Raw genomic sequence first — 18947 nt, 5'->3', positions numbered from 1 at the left:
CCGATCATAAACGACCGGGTCAACACACCGCCGACGCTTATTACTGGGGCCGCGCTATCTCCCCCGATGGCAGACGAAAGTCCCTCCAGCGGCGCCCGATCGCTCGCGATCCACGCCGCCATACGACTCCTCGGTCTCGGTATCGTTCTCTTCGTGGGGTATCTCACCCGGCCGCTCTGGCACGGGATCGTCTACGGGATCCTCTATTCGCCCGGGATGGCCGTCTTCGGCGGCGGATCGATCCTGGCAGCGCTCGTGCTTTGGTTTCTTCCGCCGTTCGACGTCGGGGACTCGGGGCCCCCGATCGGACGCGTCCTGCGCGAGGCCGACGGCCCGCTCGAGGTCCTGTTGAGTCTTCAGGGGTCCCCCGGACGGAAACTCCGGCTGTTCGCCGTCGCCGTCGGTGTGTTCGCCGTCCTCTCGGTACTCGTCGGCGTACCCGCCGGCATGCTCGAACAGCGGACGCTGGCCCAAGAGACGATGGACGAGGCGACCGAGGTCGAGGAGTTCCCGCAGGCCAACCCAGAGAACCCGCGGGTCGTTCCCCGTCAGGTGGCCGACATCACCACCCGCGGATCGGTCTCGTACCGTCAACACAGGCTGGGGACCAGCGACATCGCCCGCATGGAGAACGGATCGCTGGCGTGGTCCTATGCGATCCAGCCCGACGGCTTCCGGAACAGGGTCGTCGAACACCAGCGTGGGGTCCTCGTCACCGACATGACCCGGATGGACGACAGACAGATCCAGGTCTACGAGGAGGATTTCACCTACGGCGAGGGGATGGTGCTGCACCGATCGGCCGACTGGAACCTCAAGAAGACCGACTACTTCGCGAAGTACGACGACGCAGCCGTCGAGTTCAGCCACGACGGGCGACCGTACATGTACTACCCGAAAACGGGCCACGAGTGGCACCTGACGCCGCTGCCACACACGACGCCGACGTGGGACGGCGGCGCGTTGCTCCACCCCGACGGCGAGATCGAACACCTCAGCCCGCAAGAGGCCCGATCGAACCCGATTCTCGAGGGCCAGCGGCTGTATCCGCTCACACTCACGCGCGATGAGATGGGATCGCTCGGCTATCGGAACGGGATCGTCAACCAACTCTCGGTCGTCGGCGCTCACGAGGGGCAAATCGAGGTGGCTCGGCTCCCCTCCGGCGCCGACAACGCCCAGCCGTTCGTCATCGACCTGGAGGACGAGCGGATGTCGTACGTGACCGCCATGGAGCCGTACGGACAGGATACCCGGGGGCTCGACGAGGTGTGGTTCGCCGACGCCGAAACGGGCGAGTACGCCTTCTTCGGGACCGAAGAGGAAACGTTGACCGGCCCCGAACGGGCCATGGGGATCGCTCGATCGGCGGACTCACAGACGAACTGGGGTGAGAACTTCGTCGTCACCGAGCCGGTTCCGGTCACGATCGACGGCGACCTGTGGTGGCACATCAAGGTCTCGCCGACCGACTTCACCGACGTGACGCGGAACGTCTTCGTCAACGCCGATTCGAGCCGGGCCGTCGAGATCCGCGACGACGACGCGGTTCGGTCGTTCGTCGCCGGTACGGTCGACGAATCGGATCTGGAACCGGTTGAGGGCGACGATACGGACCGGGAAGTCGCCTACTACATCATCATCACCGACGAGAACGGCGACGTGGTCGAACGGATCCCCGTAGAGCGTGGCCAGGAGACGACGATCGTCGAGCCGGACGACGAGCGTGCCGGGGACAACCGAACCGTCGCTGGCGGCTAGGGATCTTCCGTTCCGCCGTCGGTATCGACAGGGATTTCGGGATCTTCGCTCTCGCCGATCTCGGACATCACGCGCTCGTGGAACGCCTGGAGGACGGCCGATTCGTCCTCGGCGAGTACGACGTCGCTGGCCATCAGCGTCGCCAGCCCGAACGCCAGCGGGGTCGGCGAATCGATCCGGTGTCGGACCACGTCGATTTTCCCCGCGTCGACGTCCGCGAGGAACGTCTCGACCGCTTCGACGTCGAGTTTGTCCTCCAAGATCTCCCGGTACGTCTCCTCTAGCACCGCGAACCCCGGTTTCTCCTCGGCGAACCCCAGCAACATCTCACTGGAGACCTGCTGTTGGCTCGCCGACTTCTCGTGGCCCTTGTAGCGTTTGAGGATCATGAGCGACCGGGTCGCGTTGATCCGGAAGTACCGCTTGAGCAGGTCGGTCCCCGAGAGCGCCGCGCGAAGATCCTCGCGGACGTCAGCCGGATCGATTCCCCGGAGAATCGAGTCGATATCGACCTTCCGGTTCAGGGGCATCGAGAGCGTAAATCCCTGATCCGCGACCGCGATTTTGACGTTCGCGTTCGCCCGCTGGGCACAGCGGTAGGCCAAAAGCCGGGAGAGCCCGTCGTTGAACTGCCGGCCGTAGTTGGCGTGAACGTAGTAGTTCCGCCGGTACTCCTCGCGGTCGAGTTCGACCTCGATCGCGAGTCGCCGGTCCGTCGAGACGCTCTCGGTGCCGGCGTAGCGCCGCTGGGTATCGAAGGTCCGAGTCAGACCACGAACGGTGTTCTCATCGAGCGGGAGCTCCCGGAGCCACCGCCGGACGGCGGGTGGCCCGTCCGATTCGAGCCGATCCAGAAGCTCCCGCTTGAACCGGAGAATCTCCCGGCCGAGGTCGTAGGACAGCGGGAGCCGCTCGGAAAACCACGATGGAACGGTCGGCCGGGCGCTCGTCGGGTCGACGTAGACTTTCGACCCACGCCGGTAGCGATACTCGTAGCGCTGTCCACCGAGGACGAACACGTCGCCGGCCTCGAGGGTGTCGAGATACTCCTCGTCGAGGCTGCCGACCCACTCCTCGCCCGAGCGGGTAAACACCTCACAGCTGAACGAGTCCGGGATCGTCCCGATGTTCGTCATGTAGATGACGCGGGCCAGGCGTCCACGCTTGCCGACGAGCGGCGTCCCCGGCTCGAAATCCTCGTAGTGGTGTTCGCCGCCGGGCGGGTCGTTCTCGTCACGCCAGACTTTTGCATAGACGTTTCTGTCCTCCATCCCGTCGTAGTCGGCGGTCAGATACTGAAACAGCGACTCGTACTCCTCGTCGGTGTAGTTCCGGTAGGGATAGGCGCTTTTCAGGATCTCTCTGATCTCCGCTTCGGGGCGTGGGCCGTTTATGGCCATCCCGTAGACCTGCTGGACGGCGACGTCCCCGGCGTTCTCGGGGACGAACACCCGGTCGACGAAGCCCTCCTCGGCCTTTTTTAACATGACCGCACACTCGAGGAGTTCGTCCCGATCCAGCGCGACGATCCGCCCTTTGACCGTCCGGTCGAGGCGGTGACCCGCCCGTCCGACGCGCTGGAGCAGTGCGGCGACGCTCTTGGGCGAGCCGACCTGTACCACGAGGTCGATATACGGCATATCGATCCCTAACTCCAGGGACGTGGACGTCGTCACGACGTCGAGATCGCCGTTCTTCAACCCCTCCTCGATCTCTGTCCTGCGGTCCTTCGAGAGCGAGCCGTGGTGACAGCCGGAGTTGGACTCGTCGTACTCGCCGCGCTCGCGGAGGTTATGGAGGACGCGTTCGGCCCCCGACCGCGTGTTCGTAAACACCAGCGTGTTCGTATGCTCGGAGACGAGATCGTCGAGTCGGTTGTAGAACCGGTCGGTGATGACCTTCCGTGGGGTGTTTATTAGATCGTCGGTCGGACATTCGAGTTCCAAGTCGAACTCCCGGACGAAGCGGGCGTCGACGACGTCGAACTCGTGGGACTGCCAGCCGGCCTCGCCGTCGCCGTCATCGTCGTTCCCACCGGGCGTCCCGCCGACGAGGAACTGCCCCATCGTCTCTAGGGGTTCGACCGTCGCCGAACAGCCGATCCGTGTCGGCGAGGTCTCACAGAGTCGTTCGAGCCGTTCGAGGGAAACCGACAGATGCGTCCCGCGTTTGTTCTCGGCGAGCGAGTGGATCTCGTCGACGATGACGTACTCGACGGTCTCGAGTTTCCGTTTGAACTTCGGGCTGTTGAGCAGGATAGCGAGCGTTTCGGGGGTCGTATTGAGGATGTGTGGCGTCTCCTCGAGCATCGCCTGCCGGTCGCTGTCGCTCGTGTCGCCGTGTCTGATGGCGTGTCGGATCTCGACATCCTCGCCGCGATCGGCCAGCCGATCGGTGATCCCGGAAAGCGGCCGGGCGAGGTTCCGGTGGATATCGTTGGCCAGTGACTTCAGCGGCGAGACGTACAGACAGTAGACGCTGTTTTCGAGCCCTTCGTCCTTCTGTTCGGCACGTTCGAACAGGTCGTCGATGATCGCCAGAAAGCTACTTTGAGTTTTGCCGCTGCCGGTCGGCGCACAGACGAGCGTGTTGACCCCCTCGTCGATCCGCGGGATCGCCCCCTTCTGTGGGGGGGTGAAGAGTCCGCCGTTTTCGGGGACGAACTCACCGAACTGCTCGATCCACCACTCCTGGACGTCGAAAGCGAGCCGGGAGAAGGCGTCGGCGTCGTCGATGTCGACTGCTTCGGTGTCGTACTCGAACCCGTGTTTGGCCAGCCGCTTTCGGACGGAGGCTTCTGCCGAAGATGCCTCACTCATCTGTCCACCCGTAGGCGTCCGATCGGCAAGTGCGTTCCCCTCGATCAACCACAGCACACTTGCCACCTCGCGCCGAGACGCCGGTATGCGTGTAACGTTTCTGGGAACCGGTGCGGCGATGCCGACCGGCGAGCGGTTCCAGACCGGTCTCTTGCTCGAGGACCCCGACGGCGACGCCGAACCACTGCTGGTCGACTGCGGCAGCGGTGTCCTCCACGGGCTCGCGGCGACGGACGTCGGCTACGAGGGGATCGGAACCGTCCTTTTGACCCACCATCACCTCGATCACGTCTCGGATCTCGCGGCGCTTCTGAAGGCGCGGTGGCTGGCCGGCGAGACCGAACTGGAGATCGTCGGTCCCGAGGGCACGAGGGAACTACTCGAGGGGCTGCTTTCGGTTCACGACTACATGCAGGGGCGGTTCCAGCTTTCGTTTCGCGAGGTCGGTCCCGGAGCGTTCTCGCTTGCGGGCTACGACATCGAGGCCGTCGAGACCGTCCACTCGATGTACTGTCTGGCCTACCGCTTCGAGACCGCCGACGCGGCCTTTACATTCTCGGCGGACACCGAGGCGGTCGAATCGGTCGCCGAGCTCGCCGACGGATCGGCCGTCCTCGCCCACGACTGTTCGTTCCCTGACGGGATCGATGTCGACAACCACCCGACGCCGAGCCAGCTCGGCGCGGTTCTTTCAGGCCACGAGATCGGCCGCGTCTATCTGACGCATCTGTACCCCCATACCGACGGCCACCACGACGAGATGACCGAGTCGGTCGAGGAACGGTTCGACGGGGACGTCCGGGTCGCCCGCGACGGGCTGACGGTCGATCTCCGACGGCGGGACGGGGAGTGACGATCCGGTTCGACTTCCCGATCAGTTCAGCCGATACCGGAGCAAGGCGGCGATCCCGCCCAGATTCGAAAGCTGCTGTCCGGGGTCGAACTCGTGTGAGAAGACGGTGACCTCTCCACCCTGCCGTTCGACGTTCTCGACGACGTCGTTGACGTCGAGTTCCCAATCCCCCTCACCGGCCCGCTCGACCCGGAGCCGTTCGTCAAGTATCAACAGCTGTTCGACCGCGCCGTACTCGGCGGCCTCGGCCACCTCCTCGATTCCGTAGGCGACTTTCGTACCCTCGGCGATCCGTTCCATCAGTTCGTCTATGAGTTCGGCCTCCTTCGAGATACGTGTCTCCGTCTGGATCCGATCGACCGCACCCCGTTTGAGTACTTCGTGGACGCCGCGGTCGCCGACGCTTGCGGTATCGACGGTCTGGATCTTTTCGGCCGCCTCCGGGGCGTTGCCCTCGATGTAATCGAGGGCGTCCTGCTTCGTGAAGCCGGGGCCGGCGAGGACGATCGCCTCGACGTCGAGCCGTCCGACGATCGAGGCGAGTTCGTCGAACAGCTCCTCGCGCCCTCGGGCGTATTCGCCTTTGCCGGTCGTCCCCGTGATCGTCGCCCGTTCCTCGACGCCGTACTGGGCGACGGTGTGGACGTGGGCTTCACCCTCCTCGACGGTCACGATCGCGACGTCGGGCTGTTCGGCCGCCTCGACGGCTTCCTCTAGACGTTCGAGCTGATCGACCTGCCAGACTTTCTCGATGGCCACCTCGTCGTGGTCTTCGACGTTGAACGTGTGATGAAAGCCGATCTGGTCCTCCCGCGAGCAACCCGTTATTTCGCCGCCGACGCGAAGCCGGTTCGAGAACTTCGCGAACTCGACGTCGCTCACATCGATCTCGACCCACATCGGCTCGCGTTGCCCGCCAGTGTCCCGCATCTTGTCGTCGTCGCGCTGGATCCGGCGGGTCGTGTCGCCGGAGACCGCGTCGCCGGGCTCGAGGATGTACGTGAGATGCCACAGGTCATCGAGGCTCTCCGGGACGACGGTGATCCGTTCCCGACGGCCCTCGGCGTCCTCGCGGTCGGCAATACGCATACGGGCCGTCCGCCCGGCAGGGGTAAGTGCTCTCGGATTCGACACACAGGTTCTCGAAGCGTCTCTCAACGGTCCGGGCCCGTCTCGTCGTCGACAACCCGTTCGACAGCGGACGGTAGATCCCATCTCTCGCCGTTTTCGGAGCCCTCGGGGTCCTCCATGTCGTCGGATCCGTCTGGGTCATCCGTCCCGTCGGCCCCCAGGTCGCCTGCACCCCTAGACTCCCGCCCGGGGCCGGCATCCGCGACAGTCACTTCGGCGGACTGGCCTCCCGGTTCGTCCGTCGGTTCGGGAGGGACGACGGAGCCTCGAGAACGGACCTCCCCACCGAACCGACGGCTCTTCGACATCGGTTCGTCGTCCTCGCCGGGGCGGACGCCCCACCGTGCGGTATCGACCCGCGTGAACGCCGGTACGGGATCACGTTCGACGTCGGCGTCGGGGCCGCCCGTGCGGGCGTCGGCGTGATCCGATCCGACGGGGTCCAACTCGAGCGCCGCGCCGACTCCCTGTCCGTAGCAGTACCGGACGCCGACGGCGACGATAAAGTGCAGGAAAAACCCGAAGAGCACGACTCGAAGCAGGTATGCGACGGGCAACAAAAGCGCCTGCAGGACGACGGTAACTCCCCACGCGATGACGTAATCCTCCGTCAGCGCGCCGTCGACGACCGTCCGGAGTTCCAGGGCCCGCCGCCACTCACCGGAGTGGGCGAACCGCGCGACCGCCACGGGAAGGACGTAGAGCGCGCCGATGACCGACATGAGCGCGACGACCGCCAGCAGTCCGACGAGGGCCGAAAGCGCCGTGACCGCCGAACCTGGAACCGACGCGGTGAGCGACGTGACCACGTCGGGCTCGAACGCCCGGACGACAGCGAGCGGTCCGAGGACGACGGCACCGGGAAACAGATAGACGACGGCGATCAGGACCGCGGTCACGCCGTCGAGGAGCAACCGCTTTAGGTCGCCGAAACGGGGCGGTAGGGGGCGATCCCGGCCGATCGTCGTTCGGATGGTTCGGACGTAATACCCCCGGACGAGGAGCCACGGAAGGAGGCCGACGGCGGCCAGATACGCGTACGGAGCATCGAGCGTCGCGACCCCGAAACAGGCGGTGATCGCGATGAGAGCGAGCCCGCCGGCGAGGACGGAGCGTCCGCCCTCGGGCGGTCGGGTGGGATAACCCAGCGCCTGCCGGAACATACCGCATCCGACGACCGGCGGGCGCTTATAACCCGTGGACAGATCCGGACCGACCTGTCGCGATGCCGCCGTCGGGAGAGTCGTCACTCGTCAACGATTCGGCTTCCGCCGGGCGGACAGAACTCCTGGATCCGGTCCGGGCTCGCGATCTTTCGGACGAAGCTGGTATCCGAGAACCGCTCGCGGAGCGTCCGATAGAGCCGCTTCGCGATGTCGTTTTGGGCGTACTGGCCGGGCTCGATCCGGACCGCGGTTTCGGCGACCGGCTCGATCGCCGTCGGCGGACCGCCGATCACGCGGGTGTCGGGTTCGCATTTGACGCCGACGGCGACGCCGACGGCGACGTTCCGGTAATACTCGCGGTCGCCGCGGATGACGAAGCTCCCCTTCTCGATGTACTCGCCGCTCTCGGGCGTTTTCGACACCTGATCCGGGCCGACCTCGTAGGCGTCGCCCTCGAAACGGCCGTCCTTCCAGACCGACGAATAGGAGACGGAGAACCGTGCGGCCTCCCGCTTGCTCGGCTCCGGAATATCGACGTCACGGGCCGGCTCGCCGGGATCGGTTCCCTTCAGGATCGTCACGGGCCCGCCGTGGGCCTGGGTATGAAAGAACCGGTCTGAAGGATCCAGGTACTTGGTGACCAGTTCCTCGTTTTGGTCGGCGTTTCGCCCGCCGATCACCAGAAAGCCGTCGCTCGTCCGGAACCACCGGAACCGCTCGTACCACTTCTCGTCGTAGCGAACGGGGACCGACGCCATCGAGAGGTAATCCCGCTCTCGGTCCGCCCCTTCCTCGGATTCTTCGTCGTCGGCTGTCCACTCCTCGCGACGCCGTCGGACGTCTTCGAGATCCTCGCGGGTGTCCTCGATCGCCGCCTGTGCGCCCTCCTTTTTGCTCCGGACGCGCTTTGCCTCGGTGTAGAGCCGGTCGGCGTTCTTCTCGACGCCGACCGAGGGATCGAGGTCGATCTTCCCGTCCCCGAGGTCGATCGCGACCGTCCCCTCGGCCTCGTCGATACCGACGACCGCTTCGGCCGCCCCGATCCCGCGTTCGGCACCCGCCTCGAACGTGTCCTCGATCTCCGTCCAGGAACGTCCCTCCTCGCGGGCTTCCCGAACGGTCGAGAGGATCTCGTCGACGAGATCGTAGTTTCCGTACAGCGACTCCGCTTTCTGCTGTTCGCGCTCGGCTTGCTGTTCATACGTTTCGATCGCGTCCTCCTGCTGTTCGATGATACGTTCGTACTTTTCGATCTCGGATTCGAAATCCGGACGATCGCTCCCCGTCTCGACCGATTCCTCGGCCTCGCTCTCCAGTCGGTAAAAGTACTCGTCGATCGCGCCGTTGAAGCTCTCGAAGCCGGTCGCGTCGTAGCCCTCGGCCTCATGTTCCCGCAAGGGAAGCGGCGTCGCGTCGACGACCTCACCCTCCGTGGTCTCGTAGAGCCGTGGATCGGTCCGCCCCTCGAGAATCGGCTCTCTGAGGCGTTCGAGCGCGCCGAAGAGCGCCTCGTAGTGGTCGTCGGTCGCCTCTTCGATGTCGATCGTTTTCTCGACGCCGGCCCGGGTACACAGCTCCTCGGCGTAGAGACCGCCGAAGTTGAGCTGTGTGGCGAGGGTCCTGACGAGGTCGGTGTCCGACTCGCTCATCCGCGCGGCGAACGTTTTGTAGTCACAACCGAGGGGGCTGAACCGCTCCTCCGGGTAGCCGTACTGCGAGCCGGGGGCGACTGTCCGGGAACTCAGCCGGACGGTCTCGAGACAGTCGATGACCTCCCGGTCTTCGTTCAGGACGGCAACGTTGCCGTCCCCGAAGAGCTCGACGACGACCAGCGTCGTCGCGTCCTCGCGTTCGAACCGGAACGTGAGGATACGATCGAAGCCGTACTGTTCGACGCCCTCGAAGTTCGCGCCGGCGATCCGGTTTCTGAGCATCATCGCGAAGTTCGGTGGCCGTCCGGGGGCGTCGGGGACGTGTTCGGGGGCGGCGACGTGGGCGCGTTTGGGGTCGTCGACTTCGAGGACGAGTTCGACCCGCCCCCGATCGTAATCGCGCATCTTCAGACGGACGAAACCGTCGCCGTAGAGGTACGCCTTGTCGACGACTGCGCCGGTGTACTCGCGTAACTCACCGACCAATGCGGCGAGATCGACGCTCGTCATCGCCCGCTTTCGGTCCATACACGTAGCTGATTCGGCCCGAAGAAATGCCTGACGGGTCGTCCGGCGCGCCCCGGCTACTCGCCTTTGGCCTCGATCGCCGCCGCGACGACGTCCGAGCGGGTGTCGTATCCCGGGGTGTGACACAGGCGATCGATCCGGGCGAGCAGGCCGTCGTCGAACGCGATGTCGATCTCGACGGCTTCGTCGGACGGTGGCATACTGCGACCGACATCGGGAGAGGATAAAACACTGTCGCCCTCCCTCGATGTCGGCCGCGGTGCCGCCGGCACGCACGGCCGGCGTCGAGCCGTCCGTTTCGAACGCTGAAACGGTCCGTGAAGCGACCCGAACAGTGGTGACCTCCGGTGTGATACTGCGATGTATGCGGGGAGCTATCTCTGACCGACAGCCTCCGGCGGGGTACCCTTACCCGACGGTCCGAGCCGCAGGCCACCCGGATGCGCTCCGCCGCCGCCGATTTCGGCATAGATCGTTCGGGGGACCGACCGGGATCACGATCGATGTCTGAGAACCGCCGTCGATCGCAGGTCGCGATACTCCTCTGGACGCTCGGGATAGCGTTTGCGGCCGCCGGGCTCGCGCTGTGGTTCGTCCTGTATCGGCCCCGAACGACCTCGCTCCATCGGCTCGTTCTCGGGGTCGTCGTCCACGTCCTCTTCGGCTACATCCTCACCATGTCCGGGATCCTCGTCTACCGGAGTGACCTCTCGACCGACGAGTGTCTGATCGCGGCAAAGCGGTGTGCGTTCGGGGCGGCGCTGATGGGGTTTCTCGCAGTCTGGGGATCGGCCTCGGAGCTCAGTGCCGGCGTCGTCACACTCGAGTTCTTAAACGAGTTCGTCATCGTGAGCTCGGTCGGGGCGGCGGCCGGCGTCCTCGTCGGGCTCAACCGTGGGCAGGCGGTCCGGAACCGGCGGCTGGTCGCCGAGAAAGCCGAGCGCGAGGAGACGCTCGTCTTCCTGTTGCGGCTGCTCGATCACGACATCCAGAACCACCTGATGGCGATCTCGGAGTACACCGAGGCGGTCGATCCTGCCGCGGTCGACTCCCGGGTCGATCCGGTCGCCGGCATCCGGGACCGGTCGGCCGATATCGAACGGCTCCTGGAGACGGCCAACGCCGTGTTAGAATCCGAAACCGGCGACGAAGAGTTCGAACCCGTCGATCTCTCCACGGTTCTCCGGGAGCAGATGAGTGTGATCCAGAGCAACGCCCCCGAAATCGAGACTCGGACCCGAATCGATGACGGGCTATACGTCGAATCGAACCAGTTCGTCGACGAGGTGTTTCACAACATCCTGGACAACGCCGTGACACACAATCCGCCCGACGATCTCACCATAGCCGTCGCCGCGGCGGAGACCGAGGAGGGCGTCGTCGTCGAGATCGCCGACGACGGCCGTGGGATCCCGGATCAGATCCGCGAATCCGTCTTCGATCCGGGCGTCCGGACGGACAAGAGTGGTGGCGACGGGCTGGGGCTGTACCTCGTCCGGAAGCTCGTCGAGTCCTACGGCGGCCGTGTCGGGGTCGGGGATCGCTCGCCGACCGGGACGCGGTTCCGGGTGTGGTTCCCGAAGGCCTGAAAAAGGTCAGACCGCACCCGATACGTCCGGGAACAGGGGATCGAGGTCCGGATCGGGATCGACGCGTTCGAAGGTTCGTCCGTCCCGCGAAACGATCCCGGCGGCTTCGAGATGTTCCAGATGGGCAAAGGCCTCGCCGGGGCCGTGGAGGATGTGGATCGAGGACAGCGAGCCGAACAGTTCGGCGCTGACCTCCCAGGGCGTCGCCGGGCCCGACGCCAGTACGTCCAACACGCGTTCGGTCCGTTCGCGGTGGTGGTGGACGATGTCGGCGGCGCGCCCGGCGGGATCGACGATCGGACCGCGGTGGCCCGGCCAGGCCCGCGTGAATCCGCGCTCGATGATCCCACTGAGCGTGTCCAGATACGCCTCGAGCGCGCCCTCGACGCGGACGTCGGCGCCGCCGACGTTCGGCGTGTAGTAGGGCAACAGCGCGTCGCCGCTGAAGACCTCCTCGCCGTCGACGCCGTCGAACGCGTACCCGGTCAGTCCGACCGTATGCCCCGGCATGTGTACCGCTTCGAGGTCGATATTTCCGACCTCGAAGGTCTTGCCTGCAGTAAACGGCGTCACGTCGGGGCGGCTCCCGGTGACGTCCGAGGCGTCCAGAAACGAGAGGAGTTCGTCCTGTCTGTCCTCCGGCATCCCCCAGACGTCGATGTACCGCCGGAGCCGTTCGGACTGATCCGAAAGCGCCGAGGGATCCCCCCCGACGAGCGGCGCGTCGGCCTCGTGGACGAACACCGGACAGCCGCTTTCGGCCTGTATCTCGCCCGCCAGCCCCGAGTGATCGCCGTGATAATGTGTCAGGAGGATCCGATCGATCTCCCCGAATGACACCCCGTACCGATCGAGCCCCGCCCTGAGATCCCGACGGGTCGGATCGGCACCGACGCCGGTGTCGACGAGCGTCGTCGTTGCCCCCTGTTCGAGTCCGAGCAGGTAGACGCTGTTTTCGCCTTCGAAGGCCGAACCGCCGAGCGAGACGACGCCGAGTTCGAACCCCAGCTTCGGGTCGGTCATGTGGGTTCCCCTCGAGTGCGGTTGCCCCGTCCGGCCGTCCTCGATGGGTGGGTCTTTATCCGACTACCGGGGCGGCTACAAAACGTCGTGTGGAACGCCGAGTCCATATACGGTACTGGTGCCCGCCGGGCGAGAAAACGTTTTCTTCGCCTGCTTCACTCTACGCCTCTTCCGGTCGGTGCCGATCCCGAAAAGCGCGGTTCGGGATCGAGCCCGAGTTCCGAGAGGGCCGCCTGCATGTGTTCGTCGTCGACAAAGCCGGCTCCGGCCTCGACGCGCTTTTCGTGGGCCACGGCGAGCACGTCGCCTCGAACTCCTCGGGGGCGATACTGAACGCCAGGTGATGGACGTTGCCAGGCCCGCGGTGGGGGCGTGTCGGTCGGTTCTCGCCGACCAAGAAGGTGAGGATCCGACCGTCGCCGGTGTCGAAAAACAGATGCGTCAGCTCCGGCGCATCGAGGTTCGGCTGCTCGAGCACCAGAGGCATGCCGAGCAGATCCCGGTGGAAGGCGATCGTACTCGCCGCGTCCCCGCCCATGACGGTCATGTGGTCGGTCCCGACCGTATGGATCGGGCTCTCGGGCGGTTCCGCGGTGACGTCGTTTTCGGGCGTATCCTCCATGCGTCGAAACAGACGGGCCGCGAGTAAATATCCTGTTCACCGCACACCGAGATCGCTATCCGATCCGCGTCGCGACGCCCTTCGTCTGGCGGTAGTCGCTGTTCAAAAGCGCCCCGAGTCGTTCGACGAGCGCCGCCTCGTCGCCCGGCTCCCACTCGGCGGGCTCCCGCACCGGGACGACCAGAAACCCCCGTCCACGGATCTCCGAGGCGTGCAGGCGTGTCGAATCCGCCGGGAGCCGTCGGGCCTGTGTGGTGAACTCCGAGAGGACGTACGAAAGGGGTTCGCCCCCGACCGGAAGCAGGATGTGGGCGTTCAGCGCCCGGAGTTCGGCGTCGATGTAGCGTTCGAGATCCGCCGGATCGCCGGGCGAGATCCGGACATACGACAGATAGCAGTTCTCGAGGTCGGGGGCGTCGTTGTACGGTTCGGCGGCGAGCCCGACCCGATAGAGAACCGACTGGATCCGCTCGCCGGCCAGCGAACCGGTGAACGGGACGCCCGTCTCGGCCCCGCCGTGGGTCTCGGCGTCCCGCCCGATGACGTGAAAGTCCGCGTTCGCGTCGCCGTAGCCGTAGACCGCCGGTTCCCCGGGGGCACGCATTCCGAAGGGGTTCGAGACGCGGTCCGTGACTCGCTTCACACCGGCGGGTAGGCGAGCGAGTAGTAAAAACTGCGCGGGTTACTGCTCGGCGTTATTCGACAGCGACGGCGCCGTACATCCCCTGTGCGCGGTGGGGGACACAGACGTACAGCGCGGCGCCCGACTCCTCGAAGGTCTGCTCGAAGGTGAAGCCCTCCTCGTCGGTCCGCTCGCTCTCGAACTCGAAGTCGCTGTCCTCCTCCGCGGAGACGTTGTGACCGCCGCCATTACCGGTCCACTCCCAGACGACAGTCGTTCCGGCATCGACGGTGATCCCGGCGGGCTCGAACGCGAAGCCGCTGTCGCCGGCACCGACACTGACGGTGACCTCGCTCTCACCGGTCATGTCCTGCACGCTCTCGTAGGTGTTGGCCTCGTTGTCGCTGAGGTACGTCTCGGCGGTACCTGTGGGACCGCCACCGCCGTTGCCGTTTCCGTTGCCGCCGTTTCCGTTTCCGTTGCCGCCGTTTCCGTTCCCGCTACACCCGGCGAGGGCGCCCGTCGCGGCTACAGCACCTGTCGCCAGTACGAACCTGCGTCGGCTGATTTCTCTCATGTACAATCCGGCTCTAAGGACTGCCGATACATAAACACCCGTTGAGATATGTCAACGACTCACGGTTTAACAATCACGATCGAACATGGGTAATAAGACGAATGTATCTCCCTGTCAGTCGATTCGCCGAAACGTTCGTTCGGCACATGATACTAAAATTATATTTTCCATCCGGACCTCCGGATCATAGCGGTAACAACGAGGAACTCCACAGATGAATCCGTGGGCTAGCTTACTGACACGGTTTTATGTTTCGGGCGCCAACCGTCGGCGTGGTCTGGATCACTCGCGGGCTGTTGACCGCGCTGTTGGAACTCGCCGAGGACCGCGATCCCTCCGACGTCACGGTCTCGCTTGCGGTGACGCCGGCCGCGGAACTCGATGCGGACCTACCGTCCGACCGGTCGGTGTTTACCGACATGTACCTCCCCGACACCGGGCGGTCGGTGACGGCGGTCTTCGGGATGGACCTCTCGACGCCCGGTGCGGCCGGCCGGTTCCGCTCTCACCCGGACGGGACGCTCGCGTTGACGAAGGCCGACGATCTCCACGAGGTCGTCTTCGTCGCGGTGCCGCCCTACGGTATCGAGAACGCCGCGGCGTTCACCCGATCCGGAGACGGCCTGGCGATGGAGATCGTCGACGCCGAACCGCCGGCCAGCGATTTCGAAGGGCTCCCGGAGTGATCACCGGCGGATCGTCCTGTCTAGAGCCCCCGGTCGCTCCCTTCCTGTGAGAGCAACACGACCATCGAGAGCCCGGAGATGAAAAGCAGGATGAGCGCCGGCACGGCGGCGTACTGATAGAGGGCGGTCTCCTGGGCGCGCCAGATCTGGGTGACGATCGTCTCGAATCCCGAGGGACGGAGGACGAGCGTCACGGGCAGTTCCTTCATCGTCGTGAGGAACACGAGGGCGGCGCCCGCGACGATCCCGGATCGGGTTAGCGGGAACGTGATCCGTCGAAACGCACTGATGGGGGATTCCCCGAGCGTGCGCCCCGCCTCGACGACCTTCGGGTCAACCTGGAGGATAGAGGTCCGCGTCGCGCCGACAGCCTGGGGGAGAAACCGGACGACGTGGGCGAACACGAGCAACGGCAGCGTCTGGTAGATCCACGGGAAGTATCCGGCGCCGAAGTACACCAACGCGAGCGCCAGCACGATCCCGGGGACGGCGAAGCCGACGTAGGTCGCCCGCTCGAAGAGCGTCGAAATCCGGGAATCGTGGGTGGCGGCGAAATACGCGACCGGGAGCGCAGCCAGCGCCGCCACAACGGCGGCCGCGGCCGCGATCGAAACCGAGTTGAGCACCTGCGTCCACTCGAAGGCCATCGAAGGACGGCGTCCGGCGTCGGTCCGGCCGAGCCAAAGTAACAGGATCCAGACCGGGACGGCGAGCGCGACGGTCGTGACGGCCGCGGGGAAGGCGGTCGCGGGCCAGCGCCACCTGCCCAGTCGGATACGGCTCCCGGCTCGGTCGGCGTCGCTGCCTCGAACGGTTCCCTCCGAACGCACCGACCACTCGAGGACCAACACGACGAGCACGACGACGAGCAACTGCAACGAGAGCAACGCGGCGTAATCGCGGCCGAAGGCGTTATACTCGACGTAGATCTGACGAGTGAACACGGACAGGCGCATGATCGCGGGCGTACCGAAATCGGAGACCGCATACAGCGCGGTCAACAGCCCGCCGGCGGCGATCGCCGGCCTGATCTGTGGGAGGGTAACCCGCCGAAACGACCGCCAGCGGCCGTGGTTCAGCGTTCGGGCGGCGTCGATCAGTTCGGTATCGAACGACAGGAACGCGGCACGGGTAGTCAGATAGACGTACGGGTACGTATACAGCGTGATCACGAATACCGCCCCCGGGAGACCGTAGACCTCCGGGAGCCGCTCGACGCCCAGCGGTGCCAGAAGCGAGTGAAACTCGCCGCGGGGACCGAACGCCGAGACGAACGCGAACGCGCCGACGTAACTGGGGACGACAAGCGGGAGAGCGGCGGCGACCGACCAAAAGCGGCGGAACGGCAGGTCCGTCCGGACGGTCAGATACGCAAGCGGGACGCCGAGCAGGATCGACCCGGCAGTCACACCCCCCATCAACAGGAGGCTGTTGATCAGTATATCGAGCGTCCCGACGCTGAACAGGAGTTCGCTCGCCCGACCGGGTTCGACTCGCGCGGCCTCGATCACCAGCCAGAGTAAAGGGAACACCAGCGCCGTCGCGATCGCTCCGGACAGAAGCGTCAGTCCGACGGATGACTCCCCCTCAGAGGATTCTCCGGTGAGTCGGTGTCTCAAGCCCATATCTGTAGCCCCGAGCGGCGGTCCGTGGGACGGAGCCTTTCCCGTGACCGGATCGAACCAGTCCGATGGGTATAAGCGTTTAGGTTTGCCTAAACCAGGTATGGAGCTGACGCGGCGCGATGCGGCAGCCGCCCTCGCGGCGATCGGCGCAACCGGCGGGATCGCGCTGGGTGTTCGCCGGAACGAACGGGAGGGGAGCTCGTCGGAACCGAACACGAGCGCGTCCGACGGCGGGGTGCGAGCGACGCTGATCGCGGTCGCGGAGGTCGTCTATCCGACCGAGGTCTCCGGCATCGAGGCGTTCGTCGACGGCTTCCTCGAGGGGCGTCTCGCCGGGGGAGATCACGCCTCGGGCATCCGGACTGCCGTCACCGAACTCGACGAGCACGCGCTATCGTGGTACGACAGGCGGGTAACGGAACTGTCGCGCGAAGAGCGGGATCGACTCCTCCGGGAGGTCGGCGCCGACAGCGCCGAGGAGGACCCGAACGGCACGACCGCCGAGCGGATCCGGTACTACGTGGTCAACGAACTCCTGTTGGCACTGTATACCGCCCCGACGGGCGGCGAACTCGTCGGAATCGAGAACCCACAGGGTCACGCCGGCGGGGCGGAAAGCTACACACAGGGGTCCCGATGACGGCCGCCTTCTCACCTCACGCCGACCGGATGCCGATCGAGGGCGCCGACGTCTGTGTGATCGGTGCCGGTCCCGCCGGCGCTTTGGTCGCCGACCGGCTGGCCGATGACCACGAGGTCGTGATGCTCGATGCCGGCCCCCGGTTCGATCCGGCCGACCGGCTCGCACGTCAGGAACGGGCGATCAGGCCGGCCTACGATCGGCCAGACGTGTGGGACGTCGGGGGCGAACGCGACGCACACTCGGCCTCCGGGGAGTGGTTCTATCCGCTGAACCACGCCCGCGTGAAGGGTATCGGCGGCTCGACGCTACACTGGCAGGGGATGGTAATGCGGCTACACGAGGACGATTTCAACTCGGGGAGTGCCCGCGGCGTGGGCCCCGATTGGCCGATCGACTACGCTGACCTCCGGCCGTACTATGCGGCCGCGGAACGCGAATTCGGCGTTGCCGGGGCTTCCGACAACCCCTACGCGCCGCCCAGAGAGGAGCCGTATCCGATGCCGGCCTTCGAACCCTCCTACAGTGACTCGCTTTTCGCCGATGCCTGCGAGGAGTTGGGGATCGACATGCACTCGGTCCCCAACGCGCGCAACTCCGAGACGTACGACGACCGGTCGGCCTGCGTCGGCTACGGCACCTGCCAGCCGGTCTGTCCGTCGGGCGCGAAATACGACGCGACGGTCCACGCCGAACGGGCCGAAGCGAAGGGCGCGACGGTCATCGATCGGGCACCGGTACAGCGGCTCGCTCACGACGCCGACCGGGTTCGAGCCGCGGTCTACGCCACTCCCGACGGTGAGGAGTACCGACAGACGGCCGAGGCCTTCGTCGTCGCCTGCGGGGGCGTCGAGACGCCACGGCTCCTGCTTCTATCGGAGTCCGAACAGTACCCCGACGGGCTGGCCAACTCCAGTGGCCTCGTCGGGCGGTTCTTCATGGACCACCTCTTCGCCGGGATGGGCGGTCGCCTCTCGGAGCCGACCCGACAGAACCACGTCGGCTTTCTCACCAGCGAGTGCCACCAGTTCTACGACGAGGCCGACGGGGAGATCGCCCCGTTCAAACTGGAGTTTTTCAACTACGACGGCCCCTCGCCGGTCGAGGTGGCGCTCTCGGGCGACGACTGGGGTGACGCCCTGCTCGAGGAACTCAGGGGGGCGTACGGCGACCACATCGGGATGGGCGCGCTCGTCGAGCAACTGCCGCAGGCCGAAAGCCGCGTCGCGCTGGATCACGACCGGGCGGACGATCACGGCAACCCCGTCCCCGACGTCCGCTGGACGGTCGACGACCGGGCGCTCCGCACCATCGAGCGGGCCAACGAGGTCCAACGCGAGATCCTGGAAGCGCTGGGCGCGGAGATCACCTGGCACGTCGGCCCCGAGGACACCGGCCCGGCGTATCACCACATGGGAACGACCCGGATGGGGGAAGACCCGACAGAGAGCGTCGTGAACGCGGAGTTGCGGACCCACGACCTGGAGAACTGCTGGATCGCCTCCAGCAGCGTCTTCCCGACCGCCGGCGCCGTGAACCCGACGCTCACTATTGCAGCGTTGGCGCTGCGGGCGGCCGACGCCGTCGGAGCGTCGCTGGCGTAGCCCGACACCTCACACTGTTTTAGGCGAACCTAAAAATTCAAGTGTGTCG

The 18947-nt window shown here is 65.7% G+C and carries 15 protein-coding genes and 1 pseudogene; 6 read left to right on the top strand and 10 right to left on the bottom strand.

Going from position 1 to position 18947, the window contains the following annotated elements; translation table 11 throughout:
* Positions 1-66: 66 nt before the first annotated feature.
* On the top strand, positions 67-1761 hold the full coding sequence (locus KM295_RS07035) for a hypothetical protein (RefSeq protein WP_256029243.1): 1695 nt from the start codon (positions 67-69) through the stop codon (positions 1759-1761).
* Here KM295_RS07035 and KM295_RS07030 read toward each other — a convergent pair.
* A complete protein-coding gene (locus KM295_RS07030) occupies positions 1758-4580 on the bottom strand; it encodes an ATP-dependent helicase (RefSeq protein ID WP_256029242.1) in 2823 nt (940 codons plus the stop codon). The genes KM295_RS07035 and KM295_RS07030 overlap by 4 nt on opposite strands.
* 85 nt (positions 4581-4665) lie before the next feature.
* Between KM295_RS07030 and KM295_RS07025 the strand changes: the two genes are divergently transcribed.
* Complete coding sequence (locus KM295_RS07025) at positions 4666-5433, top strand: MBL fold metallo-hydrolase (RefSeq protein ID WP_256029241.1); 768 nt, start codon at positions 4666-4668, stop codon at positions 5431-5433.
* Between the two features lie 21 nt (positions 5434-5454).
* Here the strand turns inward: KM295_RS07025 and KM295_RS07020 are convergent, their stop codons facing one another.
* From KM295_RS07020 to KM295_RS07005, 4 genes are all read right to left on the bottom strand, one after another.
* Positions 5455-6522, bottom strand: coding sequence for an mRNA surveillance protein pelota (locus tag KM295_RS07020; RefSeq protein WP_256029240.1), 1068 nt, complete (start codon positions 6520-6522; stop codon positions 5455-5457).
* A 65-nt stretch (positions 6523-6587) separates the two neighbouring features.
* Positions 6588-7727 carry a DUF4013 domain-containing protein gene (locus KM295_RS07015; protein WP_256029239.1) on the bottom strand — a complete coding sequence of 380 codons (1140 nt, stop codon included), beginning with the start codon at positions 7725-7727 and terminating at the stop codon, positions 6588-6590.
* An 83-nt stretch (positions 7728-7810) separates the two neighbouring features.
* On the bottom strand, positions 7811-9910 hold the full coding sequence (gene rqcH, locus KM295_RS07010; protein ID WP_256029238.1) for a ribosome rescue protein RqcH: 2100 nt from the start codon (positions 9908-9910) through the stop codon (positions 7811-7813).
* A 56-nt stretch (positions 9911-9966) separates the two neighbouring features.
* Positions 9967-10110 (bottom strand): ribbon-helix-helix domain-containing protein, encoded by a 144-nt coding sequence (locus KM295_RS07005; protein WP_256029237.1) that lies wholly within the window; start codon positions 10108-10110, stop codon positions 9967-9969.
* Positions 10111-10413: 303 nt separating this feature from the next.
* On the opposite strand from KM295_RS07005, the gene KM295_RS07000 reads away from it, so the two are divergent.
* On the top strand, positions 10414-11499 hold the full coding sequence (locus tag KM295_RS07000; RefSeq protein WP_256029236.1) for a sensor histidine kinase: 1086 nt from the start codon (positions 10414-10416) through the stop codon (positions 11497-11499).
* Positions 11500-11505: 6 nt separating this feature from the next.
* On the opposite strand, the gene KM295_RS06995 is transcribed toward KM295_RS07000, so the two are convergent.
* The 4 genes and pseudogenes from KM295_RS06995 to KM295_RS06980 form a co-directional block, all read right to left on the bottom strand.
* Positions 11506-12522, bottom strand: a complete 1017-nt coding sequence (locus KM295_RS06995; protein WP_256029235.1) for an MBL fold metallo-hydrolase — start codon at positions 12520-12522, stop codon at positions 11506-11508.
* A 155-nt stretch (positions 12523-12677) separates the two neighbouring features.
* Positions 12678-13144 (bottom strand): annotated as a pseudogene (locus tag KM295_RS06990) (VOC family protein).
* 55 nt (positions 13145-13199) lie between these two features.
* Positions 13200-13787 (bottom strand): uracil-DNA glycosylase family protein, encoded by a 588-nt coding sequence (locus KM295_RS06985; RefSeq protein ID WP_256029234.1) that lies wholly within the window; start codon positions 13785-13787, stop codon positions 13200-13202.
* 52 nt (positions 13788-13839) lie between these two features.
* A complete protein-coding gene (locus KM295_RS06980; protein WP_256029233.1) occupies positions 13840-14343 on the bottom strand; it encodes a halocyanin domain-containing protein in 504 nt (167 codons plus the stop codon).
* Between the two features lie 272 nt (positions 14344-14615).
* Here KM295_RS06980 and KM295_RS06975 point away from each other — a divergent pair, with 272 nt between their 5' ends.
* Positions 14616-15029, top strand: a complete 414-nt coding sequence (locus tag KM295_RS06975) for a JAB/MPN domain protein-containing protein (RefSeq protein WP_256029232.1) — start codon at positions 14616-14618, stop codon at positions 15027-15029.
* Positions 15030-15049: 20 nt separating this feature from the next.
* On the opposite strand, the gene KM295_RS06970 is transcribed toward KM295_RS06975, so the two are convergent.
* Positions 15050-16654 (bottom strand): ABC transporter permease, encoded by a 1605-nt coding sequence (locus KM295_RS06970; protein ID WP_256029231.1) that lies wholly within the window; start codon positions 16652-16654, stop codon positions 15050-15052.
* 100 nt (positions 16655-16754) lie between these two features.
* On the opposite strand from KM295_RS06970, the gene KM295_RS06965 reads away from it, so the two are divergent.
* Entirely contained in the window at positions 16755-17294 is a 540-nt protein-coding gene (locus KM295_RS06965) for a gluconate 2-dehydrogenase subunit 3 family protein (protein WP_256029230.1), read from the top strand.
* A complete protein-coding gene (locus KM295_RS06960; protein ID WP_256029229.1) occupies positions 17291-18898 on the top strand; it encodes a GMC family oxidoreductase in 1608 nt (535 codons plus the stop codon). The genes KM295_RS06965 and KM295_RS06960 overlap by 4 nt, the downstream gene beginning before the upstream one ends.
* The last annotated feature ends 49 nt before the right edge of the window (positions 18899-18947 follow it).

The sequence above is a fragment of the Natronomonas aquatica genome (assembly GCF_024449025.1).
Lineage (GTDB): Archaea > Halobacteriota > Halobacteria > Halobacteriales > Haloarculaceae > Natronomonas > Natronomonas aquatica.
Note: the sequence above shows the minus strand (reverse complement) of the source record. Positions and strands in the feature narration are given on the sequence as shown.